We start from the raw sequence: 24,049 nt of genomic DNA on the forward strand, positions 1-24,049 counted from the left end.
GGTGTAAATCCCCCCGCCGTTGCCGCCGCGTAACGGTATTCAGAACGTCAAATATGCTGTGCTGGCTGGCGGGTTTCCGCCAGCCTTCAGGGACTTGAGAAGGAAACCATCATGAAAAAGACGCTGCTGTCGCTCTGTCTGTCGTTAAGCCTGCTGACCGCGCTACCCGACGCCGCCTTTGCGGCTCAGCAGGATGCCGCAAAGGCGCCGGCGATTTCCAGCCAGACGCTGCGCCAGCTTTCGTGGACGCCGCTGGTGCCGCCGGTGACGCAGGACGTGAAGCTCAGCGCCACGGGCAGCCAGATTAACCAGGGTGAGATTCAGGGGCCGGTCGCACCATTTTCGCTGCCAGCCGATCGCGGATCGCTGGAAGTTGTGCTGACCAGCGTGGTCTCAGGCAAAACAGTTTATGCGCCGAACGTGCTGGTGCTCGACGAGCAGATGCGCCCGGCCGCGTTTTATCCTGCCAGCTATTTCCCCTACGAGCAGCCCGGCATTGTCTCCAGCGATCGTCTGGAAGGCACACTGAAACTGACCCCGGCGCTCGGACAGAAACAAATTTATCTGCTGGTTTATACCACACGCCAGGATCTGGCGAAGACCACGCAAATGGTCAACCCAGCGAAAGCCTATGCCTCGGGCGTGGGTAACGCCGTGCCGGATATTCCCGATCCTGTCGCACGCCACACCCCAACGGGCACGCTGAGCCTGAAGGTCACTGCCGAGCAGAAGTCCGGCAACGTGATGATCGGTCAGTTCCTGCCCTCATCCGGTGCGCCAGCTGCCACGCCGGTGGTGGTGGGCAACACCCAGCCAGCGGCCGCGCCAGCCAGCCCGGCCAGCCCGGCCAGGCCGTCAGAACCGTTGCTGGATGATTCAGACGCTTACTTTAACGAGTCGATCAAGAAGGCCGTGAAGGCGGGCAACGTCGATAAAGCGCTGAAATTACTGGATGAGGCTGAACGGCTGGGGTCGAAAACCGCCCGTCAGACCTTTATCGACAGCGTGAAGCGTTAATTGTATCGCGGCGGGCGGTGTCAGAGCGCTGCCCAACGCTGCTGTGCACGGCGCAGCTGGCGGGAGGAGGAGAATCCCGCCGACAGCGCCGCTTTTTCCGCACCTTCCCCCTGCTGCAGGCGTTGTCGCGCAACGGCAATCCGCAACTGTTCATGATACGCCTTGACGGTGATGCCCAGATGCTGGCGAAACAGCCTGGTGAGATGCCTGGCGCTGACGTGTACGCGTCTTGCAACCTCTTCCAGCGGCCACTCCTGCTCCGGATGCTGGATTAACAGATCCTGCGTACGGTGTATCGCCGGATGCAGATGGTTACGGTAGCGTAGCCAGGGAGAAAGCTGCGGATCGTCACCTGAACGGCGAAACCAGACCACCATTTCCCGCGCCACATCCAGTGCCACCGTCGCGCCGCAGAGGCGGTGAATAAGGTGCAGTGAAAGATCGATACCGGCGGTGATCCCGGCGCTGGTCCAGATACCGCGATCTTCGATAAAAATCCGGTTTTCCCTGACGACAGCCGTCGGATCCGCCGCTCTCAGTCGTGTAATCACCTCATGATGCGTGGTGCACTCCCTGCCCGACAGCAGGCCGCTTTGCGCCGCAAGCAGCGAGCCAGAACAGATACAGACCAGCGTGATTTCGCCTGCGCAAATAGCAGGTGCCATCCGCCTGAGCCAGCGCCGTGCGAGGTCCGCCTGCGGCGTGGCAAACGCCACGCGGGAGTCAGCCGCGCCCGGCACAATCAGCAGGCTACCGGCGGGCAAACTTTCCGGCAGCGGCGCTATCCGCGACACCTGCATTTCCGTTGAGGTAACGACACTCTCTTCAGGTCCGGTGTAGTGCAAGCTGAACGCGTCGCCAGCCAGCTTCAGCGTTTCCGCCGGACCAGTGATATCCAGCAGCATCACGCCAGGTAATGTTAAAAACCACACCGGGACAGTCATATTAATCAAGTTCCTCCAGGCACGCCTCAAGTGTACGGATAGCGGCGAAGCGGTTAATGAGCACGCTCTCTGTGCGGTGGCGCAAATCGGCGATGCTCAGCGTAATACCGGCATGGGTAATCGGGAACGTCAGCGTCGCTTCGGTAACAAACGTCACCGCGTAGCCGAGATCGGAGGCGACCCGCGCCGTGGTTTCGCAGCACTGTTCGGTACGCAGGCCGCTGATAATCAGGTGCGTTGTTTTCTGCTCACGCAGCCAGGCATCCAGCCCCGAGTCAGTCAGCGCATTGTGCACGCGCTTATGCACGGTTTTCACCGCCTGATGGTGCAGGAAAGGCAGCCGTTCAACCAGTCCTGACGCCAGCGAGAACGGGCCATCCTCTTCCAGATGAAAAACGTCCACCACGGGGATATCGCGCTGGCGGCAGCCGTCAATCAACGCGGTAAGGCATTGTTCGAACGCCGGCGTCTCCGCCGTCTCCTGATAGCCACGATGATAGAAGGACTGCTGAGCGTCAACGACTAAAAGAACGGTGTGGGTCATTTCCGGACTCCTGCTGATAAGGTGAGAAGCCATACTGACGCGGATCGGTGGGCATAAGAAGGCCAGAAACGGACAAGCTGCTGTTGCAGGCAGACAGATCGGGAGGCCGCGGCTGCAAAGCACCCAGCAATACCTTTCCGCTGGCAGCACGGCACTATTTTCTGTACGGGTCATCAGTAAATATCAGGCAACAAAACCCGGTGGGCTGGGCGTTCCACCGTAGGTGAAGGGCTGGCGGGCCTCACCGGGCCGGTTATTCTCGCCGGCGGTACGGGCTGCCGACGGGATAAGCAAATTGCCTTGCCGCAGGAGAAGAGATAGTGTTTCCCTATGGGGAGTCGCCATGACAGGGATTTTCCGCTCCCGTTTCATGAAGTTACTTTTTCTCACCGGAGAAACTATGAGCAAGACTACTATCGTACTATTTTCAGCCGCGCTGCTTGGCACGATGCCGATGATCTCACCCGTCTGGGCGGAAGAGGGGCAGTCCGCCGCTGCTCAAAGCGAACAGGCAGCCAATCCTGCCGCGTCTGAACCTCAGATGGAAACGCCTGCCTCCCCTGAGCAGACACCCGAGGCAGCCGCACAGACCGCTCCTGATGCCGCAGAGGCGCCACAGTCCCAGCCGCCATCAGCGATGAATCCGGACGGTGAAACGACACCGGCGCAGGTAAAAGGAAAGTACGATAAAACCTCTTTCTTCGCCGACTTTAAACAGTTCCATATCGGGGACATTGCACCCGAAAGCTATCGTGCCCCGCATTATAAAATCGGCGAATGGAAGAAAAGGCATCTGACGCCGCCCGAAGAGGGCAGCCACTGGACCTACATGGGCGGAGATTACGTGCTGATAACGGATAACGAAGGCAAAATTCTGAAGGTGTTATCCGGCGATATCATCTATCAGTAATTTACCCGTCATCCTTCAGGCTGCAGGTGCGTTGGCTGCGCTCACTCACCCGAATCACTTACCAAAGTAAGCTCATCGGGATTCCCTCGTTTGCCGCCTTCCTGCGGCCTGAATGATTTAGGGTAAACGTTCGTCATCCTTCAGGCTGCAGGTGCGTTGGCTGCGCTCACTCACCCGAATCACTTACCAAAGTAAGCTCATCGGGATTCCCTCGTTTGCCGCCTTCCTGCGGCCTGAATGATTTAGGGTAAACGTTCGTCATCCTTCAGGCTGCAGGTGCGTTGGTTGCGCTCACTCACCCGAATCACTTACCAAAGTAAGCTCATCGGGATTCCCTCGTTTGCCGCCTTCCTGCAACCTGAATGATTTAGGGTAAACGTTCGTCATCCTTCAGGCTGCAGGTGCGTTAGCTGCGCTCACTCACCCGAATCACTTACCAAAGTAAGCTCATCGGGATTCCCTCGTTTGCCGCCTTCCTGCAACCTGAATGATTTAGGGTAAACGTTCGTCATCCTTCAGGCTGCAGGTGCGTTGGCTGCGCTCACTCACCCGAATCACTTACCAAAGTAAGCTCATCGGGGTTCCCTAGTTTGCCGCCTTCCTGCAACCTGAATGATTTAGGGTAAACGTTCGTCATCCTTCAGGCTGCAGGTGCGTTGGCTGCGCTCACTCACCCGAATCACTTACCAAAGTAAGCTCATCGGGATTCCCTCGTTTGCCGCCTTCCTGCAACCTGAATGATTCAGGATAAATGTGCGCCCGACTTCAGGTTTTTACCTGTCAGCCTCGCGAATTAGTCTGCCAGGAAATCTTCACGCTGAGGAGTAAAGGTATCGAGCAGCGTCCCTGGCTCCAGACAGACGCAGCCGTGTACCACGTCCGGTTTTTTATACAGCGTATCGCCCGCCTTCACCTCGTGCGTTTCATCTCCAATGGTGAAGCGAAAACGCCCGGAAAGGACATAGGTCAGTTGCTCATGCGGATGGCTGTGCAGCGGCCCGACGGCATCCTGCCCGAACGTGACCTCGACCGCCATCATTTTGCCGCCGTGCGCCAGGATGCGCCGCGTAACGCCCGCGCCCAGATCCTGTAAAACGGTCTCTTCTTTAAAACAGAACATAGTCTTACCTCAACAATAATTGCCTGAACGATCGAAGAGATCTTCAGGAAGTCTGGCCAGATAGAGTGCGGGTTTGCCTTCGACGTCAGAGGTAAACAGCACCTGTTTGTCATCGGGCGTAAAAGAAGGGTGAGGATGGGTTACCTGACGATCGCCATCCAGTACCCGCCATGAGCTATGGTGAGCGGCCAGGCGCGCCGTCCGTTTCCGTTGGCTGTCAAAGACGTATAGCCAGGGATCGTTATCAATGGCGTAGCTTGCCGCATCCTGCACGTCGACCGGTGAGCCGGAGCCATCACCCACCAGCAGTGAGCCGTCGTGATTGCTCATCAGATGGGAGCAGGCAGGCATCGCCATCACCACCTCATTCCTGCCGCTGTCTGGATCGAAACGGCAGATATGGCGGGCCTGCTGGCCTTTGAGGTAGGAGACATACATCAGCGCCGAGCCGTCCGGCACCCAGAACTCGTGGGTGCAGCTTTCCCCTGGCGCATGCGCTTTCACTTTGCGTACGTGGCTGCCATCTTCGTCGACCAGCCACATACGGGCATCGACCAGGTCGTGCGGCCCTTCATGACAGAAAGCCACGCAGGCATCCTGAAAAGGGCGGTAGATTGGGTGGCCAAGCCAGAGGTTATCCTGATGGATGGTTCGCGCCTCGCCGCTGGTCAGATCGACCCGTAGCAGACGGCAGCGCGGTTTTTGGGTAAAAAAGGTGTGGAAGACCTTCCAGTCCGTCAGCGGCGTCCAGTCTTCCCGCGCAATTTCAATACCGACCAGGCTGGTGCATTCGCTGTTCGCCACCCAGGTGCCATAGCCTACCCACTCTTCAGGCACGCGATAAACCACAGTTTCTCTGAGCGTCTCCAGATCGACCTTGCGCAGTTCCCGCTCGTTTTTAACGTAATAAAGATGGCGGTCATCCGGTGACAGGAAGCCGCCGAAGGTATTGTCACCTTTCCCTTCGGTTAGCTGGACGGCCTGCTGCTGCCGGAGATCCAGCAAATAGTAGTTTCGCGCGCCGTCAAACTCACCGGCAAACAGCAGGTGCTGTCCGTCCCGGCTGAAACACTTCTGGTAAAAGTAGTTACGATGACAGAGTACGTCAGGCGGCGTCAGGCGAACCAGTTCGGCGCCGGTTTGTGCATCCCGGGACGTTTGAAAATGAAGCGTAATGCGTGAACCCTTAGCCACGTTGACCTCCCTCGTGAGTAAGCAGACGGGAAAATAGGCCTGTTTTAAAATCAAAACAATGTTTCAAAAAGACAAGTTGATAATACTGTGATTGGTTCATCCGCAAACGGTCACGCTTAATTTATGGGAGGCTTCTCACATAAATGCAGTTGGACGGTCGTCTTCTTTATCAAACAGATACGCACGCTTTTTGGCTAAGCGATTGATTGTTATTTTTATTAATGCCTTTTCTCAGGGGTTCATTATTTTTAGTTTCGCCATGTCATTATTTCTGCGTGATTTTAGTCACATTATTCACCCGCCTGTAAACGTATAAAACGCTCTCTAAATTATTTTTGAAACATCGTTTTAATTATATATGGAGCTTTTTGCTATGATGACCAATGAAAGTCTCAACAATAAGGCTCGTCAGGTGAAGCTGGGCCATCAGCTTGCCTATGGCGGTGGCAATTTGCTGGGCAGCGGCGCGCTGGCAATTGCGGGAGCCTGGCTCCTCTATTTTTATACGACGTTTTGCGGGCTGACGCTGCTCGAAGCCTCATTCATTTTTTCTGCCGCCAGTATTATTGATGCGATCAGTAATCCGGTTATGGGCTATCTGACGGATAAATTTGGCAATACCTGGCTCGGTAAGCGGTTTGGCCGGCGTCGCTTTTTCCTGCTGATTGGCGCGCCGCTGATGATGGTTTACCCCTTATTATGGGTGGAAGGCTTCGGCTTCTGGTATTACCTGGCGACCTATGTCCTTTTTGAATTAATTTATACCTCGGTGATGGTGCCTTATGAGACGCTGGCAACGGAAATGACCGATGATTTCGCCACGCGTTCGAAGCTGACCGGCTTTAAAGCGATATTTGGCAAGCTGGCTAATTTCCTCGCGGCGTTTATCCCGGGCCAGTATATTCTTTTTTACGGCAAAGATTCCGCTCAGCCTTTTTTACTGACCGGCCTGACCTATGGCGCCATTCTGTTTATTGCGATTGGCCTGCTTTATCTCTTTACGTGGGAGCGGAAAAACGAAGAAGTTGTCCGCCAGAAGCAGTCGCTGTGGAAAACGCTGATCTGCCTGGCGCGGGATATGCAATCCACCTTTTATCTGCGCGTCTTCCGTAAACATTTAGGTATGTATCTGTTTGGCTTTGGGGCCGAATGGTTGTTCGCCTCCGTATTTACCTGGTACGTTATTTTCGTGCTGCAATATGATCCTTCCATCCTTGCTGGACTGAACAGCCTCAACGCCATCCTGCAACTTTTCTCTACCGCGATTTTTATCGGCATCTGCGTGAAAAAGGGCTTCAGCAAACCTTATATCTGGGCGTTAAGCATCGTTATTTTTGCCGTCGGCTGTTATTCACTGCTGCATTTTTTCCAGCTGCCTGTCTATTTATCTTCCGTTGCGATCGTCGCCATTACCGTGGTGTTTGGCCTGGGTACCGGCGGCGTCTATTACATCCCCTGGACGGTTTACACCTTCCTTGCCGATGTGGATGAAGTCTTTACCGGACGCCGGCGTGAGGGCATTTATGCTGGCGCCATGACCTTCTCCGGCAAGATTGTACGTTCCATCATTGTCTTTGTGATGGGTGCCATCCTCAGCTATTACGGCTTCCAGTCAAACACGCACACCCAGCCGGAAAGCGCGATAACGGCGATCTCCTGGGTCTTCTTTGGCGGCGTTACCCTGCTGGCCCTGATGGCAATTGTCTTCAGCCAGCAGATGAAACTCAACCGCAAAACCCACCGGATCGTGCTGGAAGAGGTGGCGCGCATCAAGGCGGGCGGTAAACAGAGCGATATTCCGCCAGCGTCACGGGCAGTGATTGAAAACCTGGTGGGTTATGCCTACGAAGAGTGCTGGGGTAACAGCGCGATTTGCAAAAAGATGAAGCTGGCGCCGGAGCGCGTTGATGACGCCGATCGCATCCAGCCTGTCCGATCGTAAGCTACCGGGCGGGATCTTTCGATGACGCGGGCAATGACCCGCTCATGCGGCCATGCCCCGCGCGATGGCGATACGTAACTCGCGGAGCCAGGGAAAGGTGTGATACTGCATTTTATAAAAAAAGAAACATCGTTTTATATTTGTTTGAAACTGGGCTGTTGCCGCGCTAAACTGAGCATCCTTTGTCGGGCAACCCGTTGTCCGGATGTCACCCTAAGGATGCCGGTCGCGTCTCAAGCCTATTGCCGCACCGTTAATCCCCTAAACCTATTAAGGAAGAGATCATGATTCTTGAGAGTTTTGCACTGAAGGATAAAGTGGCGATCGTGACCGGTTGTGATACTGGACTGGGTCAGGGAATGGCGACGGGGCTGGCGCAGGCCGGTTGCGATATCGTCGGTATCAACGTGGTTGATCCGGTGGAAACGGCGGAAAAAGTGACCGCGCTGGGCCGCCGTTTTCTGAGCCTGAAAGCGGATCTGAGCGATCTGACGGCGCTGCCCACCCTGATTGAAAAAGCGGTGGCCGAATTTGGTCATATAGACATTCTGGTCAATAACGCCGGGATTATACGCCGCCAGGATGCGATTGAGTTCTCCGAAAAGGACTGGGACGACGTGATGAACCTGAACATCAAAACGGTGTTCTTTATGTCTCAGGCGGTCGCTAAAGTCTTCCTCAAACAGGGAACCGGCGGAAAAATTATCAATATCGCGTCGATGCTCTCTTTCCAGGGCGGCATCCGTGTCCCTTCCTATACCGCCTCGAAAAGTGCGGTGATGGGCGTCACCCGCCTGCTGGCGAACGAGTGGGCGCAGCACAATATCAACGTGAACGCGCTGGCACCAGGCTATATGGCGACCAATAACACCCAGCAGCTGCGGGCGGATGAAGCGCGTAGCGCGGCGATCCTTGAACGCATCCCTGCCGGACGCTGGGGGCTGCCGGACGATATGATGGGGCCGGTCGTCTTCCTGGCGTCGGCAGCGTCAGACTATGTTAACGGCTACACCCTTGCTGTGGACGGCGGCTGGCTGGCCCGTTAACTGAAACCTATCTTCAGGAGAATTTCATGAACATCGCACTAATGATGGAAAACAGCCAGGCAGGCAAAAACGCGCAGGTCCTTGAGCAGCTTCAGGCCGTAGCCGCAGACAACAATGACAGCGTATTTAACGTTGGCATGAGCGACGAGCAGGATCACCACCTGACCTACATTCACCTGGGCATTATGGCCAGCATCCTGATCAACGCCCGCGCGGTCGACTTTGTCGTTACCGGCTGCGGTACCGGCCAGGGCGCACTGCTCTCCCTGAACATTCATCCTGGCGTGACCTGCGGTTACTGCATCGATCCGGCTGACGCTTTCCTGTTTGCCCAGATCAATAACGGTAACGCGCTGGCGCTGCCGTTCGCCAAAGGCTTCGGCTGGGGCGCCGAGCTGAACGTGCGCTATATCTTTGAGAAAGCCTTTACCGGCCGTAAAGGCGAAGGCTATCCGCCGGAGCGTAAAGAGCCACAGGTGCGCAACGCGGGCCTGCTTAACCAGGTGAAAAATGCGGTGATGAAAGAGAACTATCTCGACACGCTGCGTGCCATTGATCCGGAACTGGTGAAAACCGCTGTCAGCGGCGAGCGCTTCCAGAAATGCCTGTTCGAACAGGGCAAGGATCAGGATATTATTGGCTTCGTTCGCAATCTGCTGAACAGCTGATTTTCCACCAGCGGCGAACACCGCCGCTGGTTTACTTCTTTCTGTTTTCTGCAAACCGAAGCAGAGCGTCTGCTCAGAGAGTGTGGACGCCTCGCCGCTGTCATTCAGACAGCATGGCAGTCGCTACCCTCGCCGTCGTTAATCACTACAAACGCCCTGACGCCTTAGTCGCCGTGCTGCATATTTATGGCGTGCATCGTCAAAGGAAAGGGATGATATGCCGTTAATCACTCTGCTGTGGGCGGGCCGTTAGCTTTTCTGCGCCAAACAGATAGCGGCAGGTCGCCAGCAGGCAGAAGCTGTAGCCCAGCAGTTCACAGACTTCTTCAGCCATATTTTTGACCGCGTGGTTATAGTCACCCTGCATCAGATGCCGCCAGAGCAGCTGCATGCCAAATAGCCGTGAAAAAATCATCACCGTCAGCAGGCCTGCCGCCATCATTCCCCATCCCGGATGACGTAAAAAGTCAGCCAGCCCCGTCAGGGTGCGTTCAGGCTGACGCGCCGCGATAACCACGCAGACCAGGGTGACCGCCAGCGCAAACCAGACCCAGCTGCCGTGTGAAATCTCGTCAAACAGAAAATCCAGTTCGCGAATGAACATACAGCTGTAAAAGCCGCCGACCAGCGTCAGCGTGGGGCGCAGGCTGCAGTAGCGATATCCCCGCCAGAAGAACAGCAGGGAAATAGCGAGCAACATCAGTTCCTGCGCCACCTCGGTAAGAGAATTTTCATGAATGGCATTGTTCACCCAGCGTACGTCAATAAAGACCAGCCCCATCATGGCGCAAAGAAAAATGGCGCAGGCAAAGAGTGCCAGCACCTTACTACGAATAAAAATCAAATCAGATCGCATAATGCCCTCTTGTTATCAGGAGGGCGATTATAGGAATCCGGTGTGCCGTGGCTTACCAATTAATGCCAGTTAGCAACCTGGGGCACATACGGATAATTCTTAGCAGATAATACCGCGTGGCTGGACGAAAACGGGACGTGCTCACTATTACAGCTTCTCTGTTGTGACGTACTTTTGTTCCTGTTTCTCAAACCAGGCGGCGGGAACCCGGTAGGGAGGCTGGGTCAGCGCCCCGATGCCCTGCTCAATGATGGTGGAGGCCTGCTGCCAGAGTTCGCGGCTGCCGTCGGTGAGCAGGGCGATCTGGACGCGTTTCTCCACGAGGTAGACGCGGGCGAAATGAGGATCAAAGTGAATAATGGAACGCGTATTATCGATGATGTCAGCCAGCTTGATGGTTTGCGCCTCACAGGACGCTTCTGCCGTATGACGGAAATGCGCCACTTTACGCGCCGCCCGGTTTTTGGCCTGCGGCTGCGCGCTGTCGGTAAGCATGGATACCAGGGCCGCCACTTCTTTACCAAAGTGACTCTCAATGTCGCCCAGCGTGGTGGGCGTATCTTCAACGGTGTCATGCAGCCAGGCTGCTGCCAGCATAAACTCATTTTCGGTCACGCTGCGCACCAGCTCCACCACCGCAGCCGGATGCACGATGTAAGGTTCGTCGGTATATTTCCGGCGCTGCCCCGCTTCCGCATGCGCTTTGGTCGCATAGCGCCTGGCGCGTTCTTCCAGTGAATCGATCATCTTCTCTCCGTGGCGAAAATTCGCTTGCAATTATGTAGTGCGCTATTTATATTTTAACCATGACACTTCATCAAGATGACAAAAAAGCGCAAACCTCGCCACTGTTGCTTGATCAACAGCTGTGCTTTGCGCTTTACTCCACCAATCTGGCGCTGAATAAGCTCTACCGCAAGCTGCTTGCCCGGCTGGATATCACCTATCCGCAGTATCTCGTGATGCTGGTGCTGTGGGAGCGCGACGATGTGACGGTTTCCGAGATCGGCGAACGGCTGTTTCTCGACTCTGCCACGCTGACACCGCTGTTAAAAAGGCTGGAGACTGCAGGGCTGCTTAACCGCCAGCGTTCACGCAAAGATGAACGTCAGGTCGTGGTGACGCTGACGGAGCAGGGCCGCAACCTGCGCAGCCAGGCTGAAGAGATCCCGGACGCGGTGTTTTGCGCCACTTCCTGCGACGGCGAAACGCTGCAGGCGCTGAAAAGTGAGCTGGAAAACCTGCGGGATAAACTTAACGGCTGACACCGGCGTCAGCCGGTAAGCGCTATACTGAAATAACGACGCTGTTATAAATCGCGCGCTATTAAATAGCACGTTTAATTCATTCCCTCCCTGGAGATTCAAGATGACGCTAGAAAACGTAGTTTACCGTGCAAAAGCGAAAGCCACTGGTGGCCGTGATGGTCGTGCAACTTCTTCCGATGGCGTTCTGGATGTGAAGCTGGGTGTGCCTAAAGAGATGGGCGGTGCGGGCGGTGAAGCCACTAACCCGGAGCAGTTGTTTGCTGCTGGTTATTCAGCCTGCTTCCTGGGCGCGATGAAGTTTGTTGCCGGTCGCGACAAAATTGCCCTGCCAAAAGAGGCGTTTATTGAAGGCGAAGTGGGCATTGGTCCGATTCCAACCGGTTTTGGTATTGAGGCGAAGCTGAATATTCATCTGGAAGGAATGGACCCTGCTGAAGCGAAAAAACTGGTGGATGCCGCACATATCGTCTGTCCTTACTCTAATGCGACGCGCGGCAATATCGACGTGACGCTGAATATCATCAACTAAGCGACGCGCGCCCGGGGCGGCGTTCTCCGCCCCGTTTTTTTCTCACGCCGACCGTTTTTCACCGGCAGAAAGACCCTCTACGCTTCCCGGTATCTCAGCGCGGCAATCACTTCCGCCAGCGCCAGGGCCATTCAAACTCCTGACGTCGTTTCTGAAAAACCTGGCTACTGCCTCTCAGCACTCTGCGCCGGGCGCAGGCTGAATCCCGCTTATGGCTGCCCGCGTACTGCTCTCTTCATGTCGCAATCCTGTCCTTAACGTTCTGAATAGGCGAGAATGAAAGATATTATCTTTCATTTAATCTTTCAAAATGAAAGTTAAATCAACCGTTTTGTGATCTGCCCATCTTTTATTGTTCTGTTTTCGATCTACCTTATTGTCGCAGTGAAGATGAAATCTGTTCTCTACGCGAAGGGGTTAACAATGATTGAACACATTACACAGGGCGCCGAGTGGTTTATCGGACTCTTTCAGAAAGGCGGAGAGGTCTTTACCGGCATGGTAACCGGTATCCTTCCGCTGCTTATCAGCCTGCTGGTCGTTATGAATGCGTTGATCGTTTTCGTTGGACAGCGGCGTATTGAGGCGCTTGCACAACGCTGCGCCGGTAATCCGGTCTCTCGCTATCTGCTACTGCCGGTTATTGGCACCTTTGTTTTCTGTAATCCGATGACGCACAGCCTCGGCAGGTTTATGCCGGAAAAATATAAACCGAGCTATTACGCCGCGGCCTCCTATAGCTGTCATTCCATGAACGGCCTGTTTCCCCATATCAATCCCGGCGAGCTGTTTGTCTATCTGGGCATCGCCAATGGTCTGACAACCCTGGGCCTGCCGCTGGGGCCGCTGGCCGTCAGTTATCTGCTGGTCGGTATTATCACCAACTTTTTCCGGGGCTGGGTCACCGATCTCACCACCACTATTTTTGAAAAAAAGATGGGCGTGCAACTCGACCGTCAGGTTCGTTTATAAGAGCGGAGTAGAAAATGACTGACACCATTACCGTTAAAAAAGGTGAAAGTGGCTGGGGCGGCCCGCTCACTATCACAGTGACACCAGGCAAAAAGATTGTTTACGTCACGGCGGGAACGCGTCCGGCAATCGTCGATCGCCTGAAAGCGGTGACTGGCTGGGAAGCCGTCGATGGATTTAAGGAAGGGGAGCCGCCGGCTGACGAGATTGGCGTGGCGGTGATCGACTGCGGCGGTACGTTGCGCTGTGGCCTTTATCCCAAGCGTGGCATTCCCACTATTAATATTCATGCCACCGGGAAATCAGGCCCGCTGGCGCAGTTTATTACTGAGGAGATCTACGTTTCTGGCGTACGGCCAGAAGATATTCAGGCCAGCGATAGCGCATCCATACCCGCCAATGAAATGCCACCGCCTGAGGCGGCAAATAAGGGGCGCGACTATGACACCAGTAAAAAAATTACCGAGCAGAGCGACGGGCTGCTGGCGAAGGTCGGTATGGGAATGGGGTCGGTGGTGGCGGTTTTCTTTCAGGCGGGAAGGGAAACCATCGATACGGTGTTAAAAACGATTTTGCCCTTTATGGCATTCGTCTCGGCGCTGATAGGCATCATTATGGCCTCCGGCCTCGGGGACTTTATCGCGCATGGCCTGACGCCGCTGGCAAGTAGCCCCATCGGGCTGGTTACGCTGGCGCTTATCTGCTCTTTCCCTCTGCTTTCACCGTTTCTTGGTCCGGGCGCCGTTATCGCGCAGGTGATTGGCGTGCTGGTCGGTGTGCAAATTGGGCAGGGAACCATTCCGCCGCATCTGGCCCTGCCGGCTCTATTTGCCATCAATTCTCAGGCTGCCTGCGATTTTATTCCCGTCGGCCTGTCGATTGCCGAAGCGCGTCAGGAGACCGTACGTGTCGGCGTACCCTCTGTGCTGGTCGGCCGTTTCCTGACCGGTGCGCCCTCCGTTCTACTCGCCTGGGCCGTCTCCGGGTTTATCTATCAGTAACAGCGGGAGCGCTTATGAAAACCGTTTATGCATCCACCTTTGTCGCCATTGGGGCCTGTGCCAGCGAGTCGCTGCAAGACAACTTCATCATCATCTTTGGGGAAGGTGCGCCTGACGATCTGGCGGAATACTGTTTTATCCACCGTACCGATGTTAATGACGGCGGTACGTTCGCTGCCGGTTCCACGCTGGTTATCGGCGAAAAAAGCTATCCGGTGACGGCCGTGGGCGATGTGGCGCGGGAAAACCTGCGCGAACTCGGCCATATCACCGTGCGTTTTGATGGTGCCGCACAGCCCGAGTTTCCCGGCACCGTTCATGTTGACGGCAGTGCGCCTGCCTCAATCAAGCCGGGCCAGAAGTTTTGTATGTTGAGTGAATAATCAGGAGATGAAAATGGATCAGGTTGCTGTAGTCATCGGTGGTGGACAGACGCTGGGTGCTTACCTGTGCGAGGGGCTGGCGCAAGCCGGTTATAAAGTGGCGGTTGCCGACTTAAATAAAGAGAATGCTGACAGGGTTGCCGCCATCATCAACCAGGCGCATGGCGCAGGTCGCGCCCTGGCTTTACAGGTGGATGCCACCCGTGAAGAGAGCGTGATCGCGCTTGCCCGTCAGGTTAATGACCATTTTGGCCGGACCGATCTGTTGCTTTACAGCGCAGGAATGGCGAAAGCCGCGCCGATTACGGAGTTCGGACTGAACGATTTTGACCTGTCACTGCAGGTCAATCTGGTCGGGTATTTCCTCTGTGCCCGTGAGTTTTCGAAGCTGATGATCAGGGACGGCATTCAGGGGCGGATTATTCAGATCAATTCAAAATCCGGTAAGGTCGGCAGCAAACATAACTCAGGCTACAGTGCGGCCAAGTTTGGCGGCGTCGGTCTGACGCAGTCGCTGGCGCTTGATCTGGCTGACTACGGTATTACCGTGCACTCCCTGATGCTGGGCAACCTGCTTAAGTCGCCGATGTTTCAGTCACTGCTGCCGCAGTATGCCGAAAAACTGGGCATCCGTGCCGGGGAGGTTGAACAGCACTATATCGACAAGGTGCCGCTGAAGCGTGGCTGCGACTACGCCGATGTGCTCAACGTACTGCTGTTCTATGCAAGCGACAAGGCGTCTTACTGCACCGGGCAGTCCATAAATATTACCGGCGGCCAGGTGATGTTCTGACAGAGAGGCCGGTAGCAAAAGCTACCCGCTTCAGAAGGAGAAATATGGATCCCGTAAATGCCTTGATTGGGGTGGCAGCCATTGCCTGGACTTCCCAGATAGCGCTGGGCTGGCTGCAGATTAGCCGCTTTAACCGGGCGCTTGCTGCGCTCGCAGAGCATGGCCGGGTCAGCATTGGCCGCTCAGCGGGACGGTTAAAGCCGCGGGTTGTCCTGGCGCTGGCCATCAGTGAGGAGGGCAGGATAACCGCTAACTTTGTGATGAAAGGGTTGACGGTATTTGCCACGCCTGGGGACGAAGCGCGTCTTACCGGTCGCGCAATAAGTGAGGTATGCCCTGAAGCCCTATTTCCTGAAAATAAATCCCTACAGGAGGCGCTGACATTAGCCATTTCAAATAAGAGGTGATAACTTTCATTTTGAAAGAATGCTCCTTTGCATCCGGTGTGAAAAACGCCGGATAATAAGGACGTTCAGCAACTGAAAGGACTTCTTTATGAAACCGATACAGCGTCAGGCACAAATTCTTGAATACCTGCAGCAAAACGGCCGCACAACCGTAGAGACATTGATTACCCACTTCAATACGACCGGGACCACGATCCGTAAGGATCTGACCCGGCTGCAGCAGGAAGGCGCAGTGATCAGGACCTACGGCGGCGTGATGCTGAACCGTGATGAAGGAGATCAGCCTATCGACAGAAAAACGCTTATTAACACGGAAAAGAAAAAGCGTATTGCCGCTCGTGCAGCCTCTCTGATCGGCGAAGGCGACTCGCTTATTTTTGATGCTGGTAGTACGGTGCTGCAAATGGTACCGCACCTGGCGCGCTTCAATAATATCACCGTGATGACCAACAGCCTGAATATCGTTAATGAACTGGTTGAGCTGAATAACGATCAGGTTATCCTGATGCCCGGCGGGACCTACCGCGGCACATCAGCATCTTTTCACGGCAGTCTGGCGGAGTCGGCCTTCAGCCAGTTCAGCTTCGACACGTTGTTTATCGGCGCGGACGGCGTGGATATGACCGCTGGCGTGACGACGTTTAATGAAGTCTTTGCTGTCAGCCAGGCGATGTGTCATGCCGCTAAAAAAATTGTCCTGCTGGTGGACGCTTCCAAATTTGGCCGCCGCAGCCCCAACGTCGTATGCAGTCTCGATGCCGTCGATATATTGATCACCGACGACGATATCCCTGATGAGATCCTGGCGCAGCTGCAGGAAAAGGGCATTGAAGTTATCGTTGTCTGATATAACGATTTAAAATCAGTGGGTTATGATTACGTTATTTGATAATGTTGATATTGAAAGTGTCGCTCTTATATGTGCGACTTCCTTAACCGCAATCTGGATGCTGCTGCACGGTATCCGGGGTTATCAGGCGGGGCTTATTATTGAGTCCCGCAAGGGTTCTCCGGTTAAAGATTACTATTACCGTGGAAGTGCTGGTTTTTACGTTAACGTCTTCTGTTACATTGCCGGCGGGACGGCCATGGCGGGGTTTTCATTCTGGCTGGTCATGACAAGCCTGGGCTACTGGTCATGATCTCTGGCTGACGAATATGCCGTTTATCCTGTCCTGAAAGCGCCTCGCTTAATATCGTGGGAGTATAGCCCTGGTAACGTCTCCTGAGGATGGCCGTCAGCCTGCTGCAAACATACTTCAGTTGAACGGTTAAGCTATCTGGCGTTTAACCAGATAGCTTAACCCGGACTGAGTACTCTTCAGATATTCCGATCGCTGGCGAGGTTATTTAGCCAGCAGCTCTCTCCGGACAATTTCAGCGCCCGCACTTAAGGCGTTCAGCTTGCCCTGGGCTACGCGACGGGAGAGCGGCGTCATACCGCAGTTGGTACAAGGGTAGAGTTTGTCAGCATCAACAAATTGCAGCGCTTTACGCAGCGTATCGGCGACTTCCTCAGGCGTTTCAATGGTATTGGTGGCCACGTCAATGGCGCCAACCATCACTTTCTTACCGCGGATAAGTTCAATAAGATCCATGGGAACTCGCGAGTTTTGACACTCCAGAGAGATGATATCGATATTCGATTTCTGCAGTTTAGGAAAAATCGCTTCATATTGTCGCCACTCTGAGCCCAGCGTCTTTTTCCAGTCGGTATTTGCTTTGATGCCATAGCCGTAGCAAATATGCACAGCCGTTTCACATTTAAGCCCTTCGATGGCTCTTTCTAATGCGGCGATCCCCCAGTCATTCACCTCATCGAAGAAAACATTAAATGCAGGCTCATCAAACTGGATAATATCGACACCTGCCGCTTCTAATTCTCTGGCTTCCTGATTGAGGATTTTGGCGAATTCCCAGGCGAGCTTTTCACGGCTTTTGTAATGGCTGTCATAAAGCGTATCGATCATGGTCATCGGGCCTGGCAGCGCCCATTTAATGGGCTGGCTGGTATGCTGACGTAGAAATTTAGCATCTTCAACAAATACGGGCTTTTGACGGACCACTTCACCGATAACGGTCGGCACACTCGCATCATAACGGTTGCGGATCCTCACGACCTCACGTTTTTCAAAATCGACGCCGCTGAGGTGCTCGATAAAGGTCGTGACAAAATGCTGACGGGTCTGCTCGCCATCACTGACGATATCAATACCGGCTTCCAGTTGATCCTGCAGGCATAAACGCAGCGCATCCAGCTTGCCATCAACCAGTTCCTCACCCTGCAATTTCCAGGGTGACCAGAGCGTCTCCGGTTGAGCAAGCCAGGAGGGTTTCGGTAAACTGCCAGACGTCGACGTAGGTAATAACTTTTTCATCATAGAGAACCTTGTAATTCGATCAATTAAAGAACGGCGTTAGCAGACCATTGCTCAAGAACCGCTTTATAGGGTTTAATGAATTTTTCTTCAGTAAATTTTCCCTGTTCAATAGCCAACTGGCTGCGTTCTTCGCGATCGTAAACAATCCGCGTTAACGAATAGTCCTGATGCGTCAGGCTTGGCTGACAGACTTTTCCTGCGGCAGAATTTGCATTGTAAATTTCAGGCCGGTAAATCTTCTGAAAGGTTTCCATCGTGCTGATGGTGCTTATCAGCTCAAGATGTGTGTAGTCGCTGAGTAAATCACCCATGAAATAAAAAGCCAAAGGTGCAACGCTGCCTTCCGGCATAAAATAGCGGGCTTGTAGCCCCATTTTTCCGAAATAGTAGTCAGTCAGTGACGGCTCGTCCTGCTGATATTCGACGCCCAATACAGGATGCGTATCTCCTGTACGGTAATAACTGTTTTTGCTTGAAACACTCAGGCATATCACCGGTGGTTTACTGAAGCTCTCTTTGTAGGCATCTGAACGAATGAATTTTTTGAAAATATTCCCATGCAAATCGCCAAAGTGAGCAGGCAGGCTGAACTCAGACTGATTTTTATTGTGTTCTGGCAGTAAGACGCTGAAGTCGAAGTCCCTCACATAAGAGGAGAAGTTATTCCCTACAATCCCCGCAATACGCTGACTGGTTTGTTTATCGACGATATTCGTTTTCAATATTTCAATGACGGGAAAGGCGTCAGATTGGCCTTGTATATCAATATTTAATTCAGCGGAAATGATTTCAAGCTCAACCGAGTAGCGATCGCTTGTGGGGTTGTCCCAGTGCGCCAGAGAATTGAAGCGATTATCGATCATTATCAGGGTGTTGCGCAGATTCTCCTGGCGCTTATCACCTCTGGCTAAGTTAGCAAAGTTAGTGGTGATTCGCGTATTCTCAGAAGGGTTATAATTTTCGTCGAAACGAATACTTTTAAGCGTAAATGTGAAATTTTTATTCATTTCGATCTGGTACCCCGGTTGCTGATATAAAAACCTGACCTATCATTTTTCTCAGGCTTTCGTACTCAATTTTTATGTTAATTGATTAACATCAATGCATCTTTTATGCCTGAGTCACGGTGTGAGGAAAAGTGATTTAATTTCATTCATCATGAGCTATTTTCATGATGAGAGCGTAGACGGTGGCACCGATGCCGCAATCCGAAGAGATTCACCGCGAGAACCTGAAGCATAGGCTGCTCGCTGAGGTATGCAGGCGGAGTGGGGGGCTGATATTTCAGGCCCCCTGACCCATTAACAATTTAACGCGTTTCAGCCCGGCGCAGGATTTTGGTGAAAGGCAGCCTGCGGGCCGGCAGGGTAATCACCGTCAGGCAGGCGACAATCAAGCCGACGCCAGCCCAACCGATCGGCGGCAGTCTTTCACCCACCAGCAGCACTGCCAGCAGGGCCGCGACCACCGGCTCCAGCAGGGTAATGGTGGTCGCCATACTGGCCGGAATGCGCGCCAGTCCGTAGCCGTAACAGAGATAGCCGACAAACATCGGCACCAGCGCCATGTAAATGCCGACGGCCGCATTATTCCAGGCCATCAGCAGTGGCGCTCCCGTCAGCAGCAGCACCGGCATCAGCAGGATACCGCCCGCGCCGAAGGTCACGCCCATAGCCGCACGGGGAGCCACGCCTTCCTGCATCATTCTCCGCGCTGACCAGGAATAAAGTGCATAGGTGAAGCCCGCCAGCAGCCCCAGCATAATGCCCGCCATGCCATAACTACTCTCACTATGGTGACCACCGCTTTCTGCCAGGCAGAGCAGCATCATACCGGCAATACCTGTGGCCGCGCCGCTCATCCAGCGCTTTGTGAGGCGAAGCCCGTCAATGCGGTATTCGATCAGGGCGGAAAGCAGGGGCGCAGACCCGATGGAAATTACGGTGCCGACCGTCACGCCCGCATAGCGCATGGAGGCATAGAAGGCGAGGGGATAAACCGCCACCGCGAGCGCGCCGGTCAGCAGGTAATGCCAGTGACGGGCTATCAGGCGGCGCTGACGAATAATGGTGGCGGCGGCAATCAGCCCTTGTAACAGTCCGCCGATCCCCATGGCAACCGCGCCCACGGCCAGCGGACTCAGATCGGGTGCGTAGGTGGCCGCCGTGCCGGTCGTTCCCCAGAGGATGGCCGCGACGAGTACCCCCGCCGTGCCGCCCAGGCGTTGTCCTGATGGGAGCATCAGTAGGTCTCCATCATCTGGCTGGCCATCATCCCAGCCTGCCTGACGCAATCGCCGTTACCTTCCAGACCGGCGCGTGAAATGCTGCCTTCCAGCAGGAAAGCAAAGTGCCTGGCCATCCTGCGTGCCTCTTCAGCCTCTTCCCCCATCAGTTCGGTCAGATGCGCGATGAGAATGGCCTCTACCTCTTCCTTGTGCGCCCGCACGGCCTGCCGGCCAGGCGCGCCGGCGGGCAGCTCCGCCGCCGCGTTGAGCAGGCCGCAGCCGCGGAAACCATTTTCATACGCAAACTCAGCATGGTCCTCATAGGCCATAAACACGGCCAGCACTTTTTCACGGGGCGTTGTGGCGTTCTGCTGCCGCTTCTTATAAAGAGAGAGCCACTCCTCATGACGCACCCTGAGATAGGTGGCAACCAGTTCGTCTTTCGAAGCGAAATTGTTATAGAGGCTTTTTTTGGCGACGCCGGCGCGTTTTATGATGGCATCAATACCCGTGCCGTTGATGCCGTGGTTATAAAAGAGTACGCGCGCCGCGCTGAGCAACTTTTCGTAGGCGGTTTCGGGACGACCGGGTAAAGAAGTCATTGACGACATCCTGACAGAAAGAGTAGGTAGACCAGTCTGCCTACAAGAGCAGAAAGATCAATACAGGCGGGAATTTCGCGCCCTTTTTTTAGCGATGAAAAAGGTCACTCCAAAACCGTACGTAGTTCAGGGAAAGGTTTTGCCAGCGGTAGAGGGCTTAACTAATTCCAGAAGAGGCCGCTCAGGACGGTATTGCAAAGTAAGATGATGGGAGGTTTTTAATCTGGCAGAGCAAGAACGTGTTAACGCTTCAGGCCGCATATAGCCATAACCGACACAGGCGAACGCTCGCCGCGATATTAAAGCGTCTACACCGGTTGTACTGCAATGTCGTCATATCAGCGGAGTGAGATGAAAACAGGCTCTGGCATGGGAGGTAAATGAAACAACTATAAACAGATGGTCTGAACAATTTTTGTGCTTTTTTACGGGCCTGACAGACGATTAATCTGATCTCCTGGCGATAATATGGTTAACTACGCCGCCTGTACAAGAGGTGTACAGCCCTCTTACTCTCAGAATGCTCCGGTAATCCCCCCTCCGCAGGATAATCGGCCTGTTACCCGAACTCTGGCGAAACGGCATGGTCTGATTAGCGTTTGAGAATTGTTTTGTTACGCCGGGAATATGGTTGAATGAATTATATAAAAACACTTACGCAACAAAAGCTCTCGCTTTTGCTGGCTTTTTACATCGGTATCTTCCTGAATCTCCCTGTTTTTTACCGACGTTTTGATCCTTTTCTGGCAAGTTTTAACGCCTCAGAGTGGCTCTCCGCGGTGGCGGAAATTGTCGCCATTGTGCTGCTGACCTTCTTTCTGATGCGCCTGCTGTCGTTGGGTGGTCGGGTATTCTGGCGCATTGCCGCCACTGCGCTGGTGCTGATTTCTGTTGCAGCCAGCTACTATATGAGTTTTTTCAACGTGGTCATTGGCTATGGCATTGTCGCCTCGGTGATGACTACGGATACCGACCTGTCGAAGGAAGTGATTGGCTACCATTTTGTGCTCTGGATGGTGCTGGTCAGCGCGCTGCCGCTGCTGCTGATCTGGCGTAATTCACTGCGCATGACGCTGATCGAGCAGATCAAAACGCCCGGGCAGCGCCTCAGGCCGCTGCTGACGCTGCTGCTCGCTGTGGCGCTGGTCTGGCTGCCTATCCGCTACTTTGACAAACAGCAGAGTATTCACGAGAAACTCTCCAATATCGATCTGCCAAGCTACGGCGGCGTGGTGGCGCACTCTTATCTGCCTTCTAACTGGCTCTCGGCGTTAGGCCTCTTTGCCTATACCAGCTACGACGAAAAAATGGACAGCGGTTCGCTGTTCGATCCGGCGAAAGAGTTCACTTATGTGCCGCCTGCTTCCGGTCTGGATGATACCTACGTGGTGTTTGTTATTGGCGAAACGACCCGCTGGGATCATATGGGGCTGCTGGGTTATGAACGGGACACCACGCCGAAGATGTCGCAGGAGAAAAACCTGGTCGCCTTCCGCGGTGAATCCTGCGATACGGCGACCAAGCTGTCGCTGCGCTGCATGTTTGTGCGTGAGGGCGGGGCAGATGAAGGGCCGGGACGGACGCTGAAAGAGCAGAACGTCTTTGCAGTGATGAAACAGTTAGGCTTCAGTTCAGAGCTGTTTGCGATGCAGAGCGAAGTCTGGTTTTACAACAATACCGATACCGACAACTATGTCTTCCGTGAACAAATCGGTTCTGAAAAGCAGAATCAGGGGAAATCGGTAGACGATATGCTGCTGGTGCCCGAGCTGAAAAAATCGCTCGACAGGCATCCTCAGGGCAAACACCTGGTGGTACTGCATACCAAAGGTTCGCACTATCTTTATTCGCAGCGTTATCCGCGTGAGTATGCCCGCTATCAGCCCGAGTGTATGGGCGTCGATGACACCTGCAGTAAAGAGATGCTGCTCAACGCGTTTGATAACTCGGTACTTTATACCGACACGGTGCTCGACAGCGTGTTCGACCAGCTTAGAGATAAAAAGGCGATTGTGTTTTACGCCTCCGATCACGGTGAATCGATCAGCGATAACATGCACTTGCACGGTACGCCGCGCGAGGTGGCGCCGCCTGAGCAGTTCCGCGTACCGATGATCGTCTGGGCGTCTGATAAGTTCCTCAGTGAATCTGAACATCAGCATGCGTTTGAACGCCTTAAGGCACAGCAGCGGATAGGGAAAACCCATCGCCACGTTGAGCTGTTTGATTCTATTCTGGGCTGTCTGGGTTATACCTCACCAGATGGCGGCATCAGGGATGCCAACAACTGGTGTGCCGCGCCAACAAAAGCCGCACCGGCGGCAGATCAAGCCTGATCGTCTGCGCCCGGCTCTGGCCGGGCGTTTTTATTTTCTATAGAACAGCCAGCCAGGGGGTCGGTAACGCTTTCAACGATCGGTCGGTTATAAAACCCCTTTTGATTTGTTAAAACATCTTGCGGCCTGGTCACTGCAAAATTTAAATAAGAAATCAAAGAGGATCCCAAAGAGGGGTGAGAAGAGCTTAGCGTACACCTGATGGAACTGTAAGATCACAGCGTTTTTGCTGCGAAATAGCCTGGACAGGCATTCTATATAGTGAAGGAAATCCTCAGGTGACTTTATCAGCTATGGCGATGGCTGTCTTTCCTGAGTTAATTTTATATATGAGAGCGTCATTAACCAAAAGGCCTGGGTAAACTTAATCCTGACGCCGAATTGTATTCGTTCCTTCCTGCATTGTCTTCTGAAGACGGGCTCTTACAGAATCTCCCGCTCGGATAGGGAGCTTTCACAATTTTTTTAGAAAGAGGTACAGGTAAATGGCATAGTGAGGTCAGTTTGCCTCCTGCATTTTTGGTAAGCATTAATAAACAATCAGAGGTAATAAGAAATATTCATCTCACTTTACTCTCTCCAAAACTGTACCTGATATTTTTTCTGAAGTGCTCTGAATTTAATTATTTACAATGGGCTATGCCTGGGGGGCTGGCTTCTGGAATAAATTGGACGTCTGACACCTACGTCTGAATCATTATGTACGCACAGTGCGTTGCAGAAGATTCCTATAAATTACAGGCGTAGTCTATTCTGAAAGATTAACATCATGTAAATTTTAGTTACAAAATTTCATTTCCATTATTATGACTACAGTTTTTACACTCTAATTATGAGTGCGTATCCGGTATTTAAAATATCAGGGTAAAGTCTAAAACACAGTGTCGGTTTGTCAGTGAAGGGAATGCG

The 24,049-nt window shown here is 53.7% G+C and carries 25 protein-coding genes; 15 read left to right on the forward strand and 10 right to left on the reverse strand.

Annotated features, from left to right (window positions below; translation table 11 throughout):
- Nucleotides 1-111: 111 nt before the first annotated feature.
- Nucleotides 112-1,017 carry a maltose operon protein MalM gene (malM, locus tag EA20_RS0108205; protein ID WP_024966362.1) on the forward strand — a complete coding sequence of 302 codons (906 nt, stop codon included), beginning with the start codon at nucleotides 112-114 and terminating at the stop codon, nucleotides 1,015-1,017.
- A 20-nt stretch (nucleotides 1,018-1,037) separates the two neighbouring features.
- On the opposite strand, the gene EA20_RS0108210 is transcribed toward malM, so the two are convergent.
- A complete protein-coding gene (locus EA20_RS0108210) occupies nucleotides 1,038-1,961 on the reverse strand; it encodes a GlxA family transcriptional regulator (RefSeq protein ID WP_024966363.1) in 924 nt (307 codons plus the stop codon).
- A gap of 1 nt (nucleotide 1,962) precedes the next feature.
- Entirely contained in the window at nucleotides 1,963-2,505 is a 543-nt protein-coding gene (locus EA20_RS0108215; protein ID WP_024966364.1) for an isochorismatase family protein, read from the reverse strand.
- Between the two features lie 400 nt (nucleotides 2,506-2,905).
- Here EA20_RS0108215 and EA20_RS21095 point away from each other — a divergent pair, with 400 nt between their 5' ends.
- Nucleotides 2,906-3,415 (forward strand): RcnB family protein, encoded by a 510-nt coding sequence (locus tag EA20_RS21095; RefSeq protein WP_235192642.1) that lies wholly within the window; start codon nucleotides 2,906-2,908, stop codon nucleotides 3,413-3,415.
- 793 nt (nucleotides 3,416-4,208) lie between these two features.
- Here EA20_RS21095 and EA20_RS0108225 read toward each other — a convergent pair.
- Nucleotides 4,209-4,535: a cupin domain-containing protein gene (locus EA20_RS0108225; RefSeq protein ID WP_024966366.1), complete on the reverse strand. Its 327-nt coding sequence runs from the start codon at nucleotides 4,533-4,535 to the stop codon at nucleotides 4,209-4,211.
- 9 nt (nucleotides 4,536-4,544) lie between these two features.
- On the reverse strand, nucleotides 4,545-5,729 hold the full coding sequence (locus EA20_RS0108230; protein ID WP_024966367.1) for an oligogalacturonate lyase family protein: 1,185 nt from the start codon (nucleotides 5,727-5,729) through the stop codon (nucleotides 4,545-4,547).
- Nucleotides 5,730-6,102: 373 nt separating this feature from the next.
- Here EA20_RS0108230 and EA20_RS0108235 point away from each other — a divergent pair, with 373 nt between their 5' ends.
- The 3 genes from EA20_RS0108235 to EA20_RS0108245 all read left to right on the forward strand — a co-directional run bounded on the left by EA20_RS0108235 (nucleotide 6,103) and on the right by EA20_RS0108245 (nucleotide 9,385).
- The gene (locus EA20_RS0108235; RefSeq protein WP_071995395.1) at nucleotides 6,103-7,671 is read left to right on the forward strand and encodes an MFS transporter; all 1,569 of its coding nucleotides are present in this window, start codon (nucleotides 6,103-6,105) and stop codon (nucleotides 7,669-7,671) included.
- 284 nt (nucleotides 7,672-7,955) lie between these two features.
- On the forward strand, nucleotides 7,956-8,717 hold the full coding sequence (gene kduD / locus EA20_RS0108240; protein WP_024966369.1) for a 2-dehydro-3-deoxy-D-gluconate 5-dehydrogenase KduD: 762 nt from the start codon (nucleotides 7,956-7,958) through the stop codon (nucleotides 8,715-8,717).
- Between the two features lie 26 nt (nucleotides 8,718-8,743).
- Nucleotides 8,744-9,385, forward strand: a complete 642-nt coding sequence (locus tag EA20_RS0108245) for an RpiB/LacA/LacB family sugar-phosphate isomerase (protein WP_024966370.1) — start codon at nucleotides 8,744-8,746, stop codon at nucleotides 9,383-9,385.
- Between the two features lie 223 nt (nucleotides 9,386-9,608).
- Here EA20_RS0108245 and EA20_RS0108250 read toward each other — a convergent pair whose 3' ends face one another.
- Both EA20_RS0108250 and EA20_RS0108255 read right to left on the reverse strand, forming a co-directional pair.
- Nucleotides 9,609-10,241: a hypothetical protein gene (locus EA20_RS0108250; RefSeq protein WP_024966371.1), complete on the reverse strand. Its 633-nt coding sequence runs from the start codon at nucleotides 10,239-10,241 to the stop codon at nucleotides 9,609-9,611.
- A gap of 147 nt (nucleotides 10,242-10,388) precedes the next feature.
- Nucleotides 10,389-10,988 (reverse strand): HD domain-containing protein, encoded by a 600-nt coding sequence (locus EA20_RS0108255; RefSeq protein WP_024966372.1) that lies wholly within the window; start codon nucleotides 10,986-10,988, stop codon nucleotides 10,389-10,391.
- Between the two features lie 59 nt (nucleotides 10,989-11,047).
- Between EA20_RS0108255 and EA20_RS0108260 the strand changes: the two genes are divergently transcribed.
- The 9 genes from EA20_RS0108260 to EA20_RS0108300 all read left to right on the forward strand — a co-directional run bounded on the left by EA20_RS0108260 (nucleotide 11,048) and on the right by EA20_RS0108300 (nucleotide 16,736).
- Entirely contained in the window at nucleotides 11,048-11,506 is a 459-nt protein-coding gene (locus tag EA20_RS0108260) for a MarR family winged helix-turn-helix transcriptional regulator (protein ID WP_024966373.1), read from the forward strand.
- 103 nt (nucleotides 11,507-11,609) lie between these two features.
- Entirely contained in the window at nucleotides 11,610-12,038 is a 429-nt protein-coding gene (locus EA20_RS0108265; protein ID WP_024966374.1) for an organic hydroperoxide resistance protein, read from the forward strand.
- Nucleotides 12,039-12,461: 423 nt separating this feature from the next.
- Nucleotides 12,462-13,010: a PTS glucitol/sorbitol transporter subunit IIC gene (locus tag EA20_RS0108270; RefSeq protein WP_024966375.1), complete on the forward strand. Its 549-nt coding sequence runs from the start codon at nucleotides 12,462-12,464 to the stop codon at nucleotides 13,008-13,010.
- Nucleotides 13,011-13,024: 14 nt separating this feature from the next.
- A complete protein-coding gene (locus EA20_RS0108275) occupies nucleotides 13,025-14,011 on the forward strand; it encodes a PTS glucitol/sorbitol transporter subunit IIB (RefSeq protein WP_024966376.1) in 987 nt (328 codons plus the stop codon).
- A 14-nt stretch (nucleotides 14,012-14,025) separates the two neighbouring features.
- The gene (locus EA20_RS0108280; protein WP_024966377.1) at nucleotides 14,026-14,394 is read left to right on the forward strand and encodes a PTS glucitol/sorbitol transporter subunit IIA; all 369 of its coding nucleotides are present in this window, start codon (nucleotides 14,026-14,028) and stop codon (nucleotides 14,392-14,394) included.
- 13 nt (nucleotides 14,395-14,407) lie between these two features.
- Nucleotides 14,408-15,187, forward strand: a complete 780-nt coding sequence (gene srlD / locus EA20_RS0108285) for a sorbitol-6-phosphate dehydrogenase (protein WP_024966378.1) — start codon at nucleotides 14,408-14,410, stop codon at nucleotides 15,185-15,187.
- Nucleotides 15,188-15,231: 44 nt separating this feature from the next.
- Nucleotides 15,232-15,594: a transcriptional regulator GutM gene (gene gutM / locus EA20_RS0108290; protein ID WP_024966379.1), complete on the forward strand. Its 363-nt coding sequence runs from the start codon at nucleotides 15,232-15,234 to the stop codon at nucleotides 15,592-15,594.
- Nucleotides 15,595-15,682: 88 nt separating this feature from the next.
- The gene (locus EA20_RS19605; protein WP_038381560.1) at nucleotides 15,683-16,441 is read left to right on the forward strand and encodes a DNA-binding transcriptional repressor; all 759 of its coding nucleotides are present in this window, start codon (nucleotides 15,683-15,685) and stop codon (nucleotides 16,439-16,441) included.
- 25 nt (nucleotides 16,442-16,466) lie between these two features.
- On the forward strand, nucleotides 16,467-16,736 hold the full coding sequence (locus EA20_RS0108300; protein WP_024966380.1) for a hypothetical protein: 270 nt from the start codon (nucleotides 16,467-16,469) through the stop codon (nucleotides 16,734-16,736).
- A 204-nt stretch (nucleotides 16,737-16,940) separates the two neighbouring features.
- On the opposite strand, the gene EA20_RS0108305 is transcribed toward EA20_RS0108300, so the two are convergent.
- The 4 genes from EA20_RS0108305 to EA20_RS0108320 all read right to left on the reverse strand — a co-directional run bounded on the left by EA20_RS0108305 (nucleotide 16,941) and on the right by EA20_RS0108320 (nucleotide 20,804).
- Nucleotides 16,941-17,972, reverse strand: a complete 1,032-nt coding sequence (locus EA20_RS0108305) for a methionine synthase (protein ID WP_024966381.1) — start codon at nucleotides 17,970-17,972, stop codon at nucleotides 16,941-16,943.
- Between the two features lie 26 nt (nucleotides 17,973-17,998).
- Nucleotides 17,999-18,982 carry a DUF1852 domain-containing protein gene (locus EA20_RS0108310; protein WP_024966382.1) on the reverse strand — a complete coding sequence of 328 codons (984 nt, stop codon included), beginning with the start codon at nucleotides 18,980-18,982 and terminating at the stop codon, nucleotides 17,999-18,001.
- A 302-nt stretch (nucleotides 18,983-19,284) separates the two neighbouring features.
- On the reverse strand, nucleotides 19,285-20,217 hold the full coding sequence (locus EA20_RS0108315; RefSeq protein ID WP_024966383.1) for a DMT family transporter: 933 nt from the start codon (nucleotides 20,215-20,217) through the stop codon (nucleotides 19,285-19,287).
- Entirely contained in the window at nucleotides 20,217-20,804 is a 588-nt protein-coding gene (locus EA20_RS0108320) for a TetR/AcrR family transcriptional regulator (protein WP_024966384.1), read from the reverse strand. The genes EA20_RS0108315 and EA20_RS0108320 overlap by 1 nt, the downstream gene beginning before the upstream one ends.
- A 635-nt stretch (nucleotides 20,805-21,439) precedes the next feature.
- Here EA20_RS0108320 and eptB point away from each other — a divergent pair.
- Nucleotides 21,440-23,140 carry a kdo(2)-lipid A phosphoethanolamine 7''-transferase gene (gene eptB, locus EA20_RS0108325; RefSeq protein WP_024966385.1) on the forward strand — a complete coding sequence of 567 codons (1,701 nt, stop codon included), beginning with the start codon at nucleotides 21,440-21,442 and terminating at the stop codon, nucleotides 23,138-23,140.
- The last annotated feature ends 909 nt before the right edge of the window (nucleotides 23,141-24,049 follow it).

The organism is Pantoea sp. IMH (genome assembly GCF_000599885.1).
In the GTDB taxonomy this organism is placed as follows: Bacteria; Pseudomonadota; Gammaproteobacteria; order Enterobacterales; family Enterobacteriaceae; genus Erwinia.

Bases quoted from the DNA above. Each gene is read 5' to 3' on its own strand.
- EA20_RS0108275 (WP_024966376.1), top strand. From the start codon at position 13,025: ATGACTGACACCATTACCGTTAAAAAAGGTGAAAGTGGCTGGGGCGGC.
- EA20_RS0108270 (WP_024966375.1), top strand. From the start codon at position 12,462: ATGATTGAACACATTACACAGGGCGCCGAGTGGTTTATCGGACTCTTT.
- EA20_RS19605 (WP_038381560.1), top strand. From the start codon at position 15,683: ATGAAACCGATACAGCGTCAGGCACAAATTCTTGAATACCTGCAGCAA.
- EA20_RS0108305 (WP_024966381.1), bottom strand. From the start codon at position 17,972: ATGAAAAAGTTATTACCTACGTCGACGTCTGGCAGTTTACCGAAACCC.
- EA20_RS0108245 (WP_024966370.1), top strand. From the start codon at position 8,744: ATGAACATCGCACTAATGATGGAAAACAGCCAGGCAGGCAAAAACGCG.
- EA20_RS0108215 (WP_024966364.1), bottom strand. From the start codon at position 2,505: ATGACCCACACCGTTCTTTTAGTCGTTGACGCTCAGCAGTCCTTCTAT.
- EA20_RS21095 (WP_235192642.1), top strand. From the start codon at position 2,906: ATGAGCAAGACTACTATCGTACTATTTTCAGCCGCGCTGCTTGGCACG.
- gutM (WP_024966379.1), top strand. From the start codon at position 15,232: ATGGATCCCGTAAATGCCTTGATTGGGGTGGCAGCCATTGCCTGGACT.
- EA20_RS0108210 (WP_024966363.1), bottom strand. From the start codon at position 1,961: ATGACTGTCCCGGTGTGGTTTTTAACATTACCTGGCGTGATGCTGCTG.
- eptB (WP_024966385.1), top strand. From the start codon at position 21,440: ATGAATTATATAAAAACACTTACGCAACAAAAGCTCTCGCTTTTGCTG.
- EA20_RS0108235 (WP_071995395.1), top strand. From the start codon at position 6,103: ATGATGACCAATGAAAGTCTCAACAATAAGGCTCGTCAGGTGAAGCTG.
- srlD (WP_024966378.1), top strand. From the start codon at position 14,408: ATGGATCAGGTTGCTGTAGTCATCGGTGGTGGACAGACGCTGGGTGCT.
- EA20_RS0108260 (WP_024966373.1), top strand. From the start codon at position 11,048: ATGACACTTCATCAAGATGACAAAAAAGCGCAAACCTCGCCACTGTTG.
- EA20_RS0108320 (WP_024966384.1), bottom strand. From the start codon at position 20,804: ATGACTTCTTTACCCGGTCGTCCCGAAACCGCCTACGAAAAGTTGCTC.
- kduD (WP_024966369.1), top strand. From the start codon at position 7,956: ATGATTCTTGAGAGTTTTGCACTGAAGGATAAAGTGGCGATCGTGACC.
- EA20_RS0108315 (WP_024966383.1), bottom strand. From the start codon at position 20,217: ATGCTCCCATCAGGACAACGCCTGGGCGGCACGGCGGGGGTACTCGTC.
- EA20_RS0108225 (WP_024966366.1), bottom strand. From the start codon at position 4,535: ATGTTCTGTTTTAAAGAAGAGACCGTTTTACAGGATCTGGGCGCGGGC.
- EA20_RS0108255 (WP_024966372.1), bottom strand. From the start codon at position 10,988: ATGATCGATTCACTGGAAGAACGCGCCAGGCGCTATGCGACCAAAGCG.
- EA20_RS0108310 (WP_024966382.1), bottom strand. From the start codon at position 18,982: ATGAATAAAAATTTCACATTTACGCTTAAAAGTATTCGTTTCGACGAA.
- EA20_RS0108250 (WP_024966371.1), bottom strand. From the start codon at position 10,241: ATGCGATCTGATTTGATTTTTATTCGTAGTAAGGTGCTGGCACTCTTT.
- malM (WP_024966362.1), top strand. From the start codon at position 112: ATGAAAAAGACGCTGCTGTCGCTCTGTCTGTCGTTAAGCCTGCTGACC.
- EA20_RS0108280 (WP_024966377.1), top strand. From the start codon at position 14,026: ATGAAAACCGTTTATGCATCCACCTTTGTCGCCATTGGGGCCTGTGCC.
- EA20_RS0108300 (WP_024966380.1), top strand. From the start codon at position 16,467: ATGATTACGTTATTTGATAATGTTGATATTGAAAGTGTCGCTCTTATA.
- EA20_RS0108265 (WP_024966374.1), top strand. From the start codon at position 11,610: ATGACGCTAGAAAACGTAGTTTACCGTGCAAAAGCGAAAGCCACTGGT.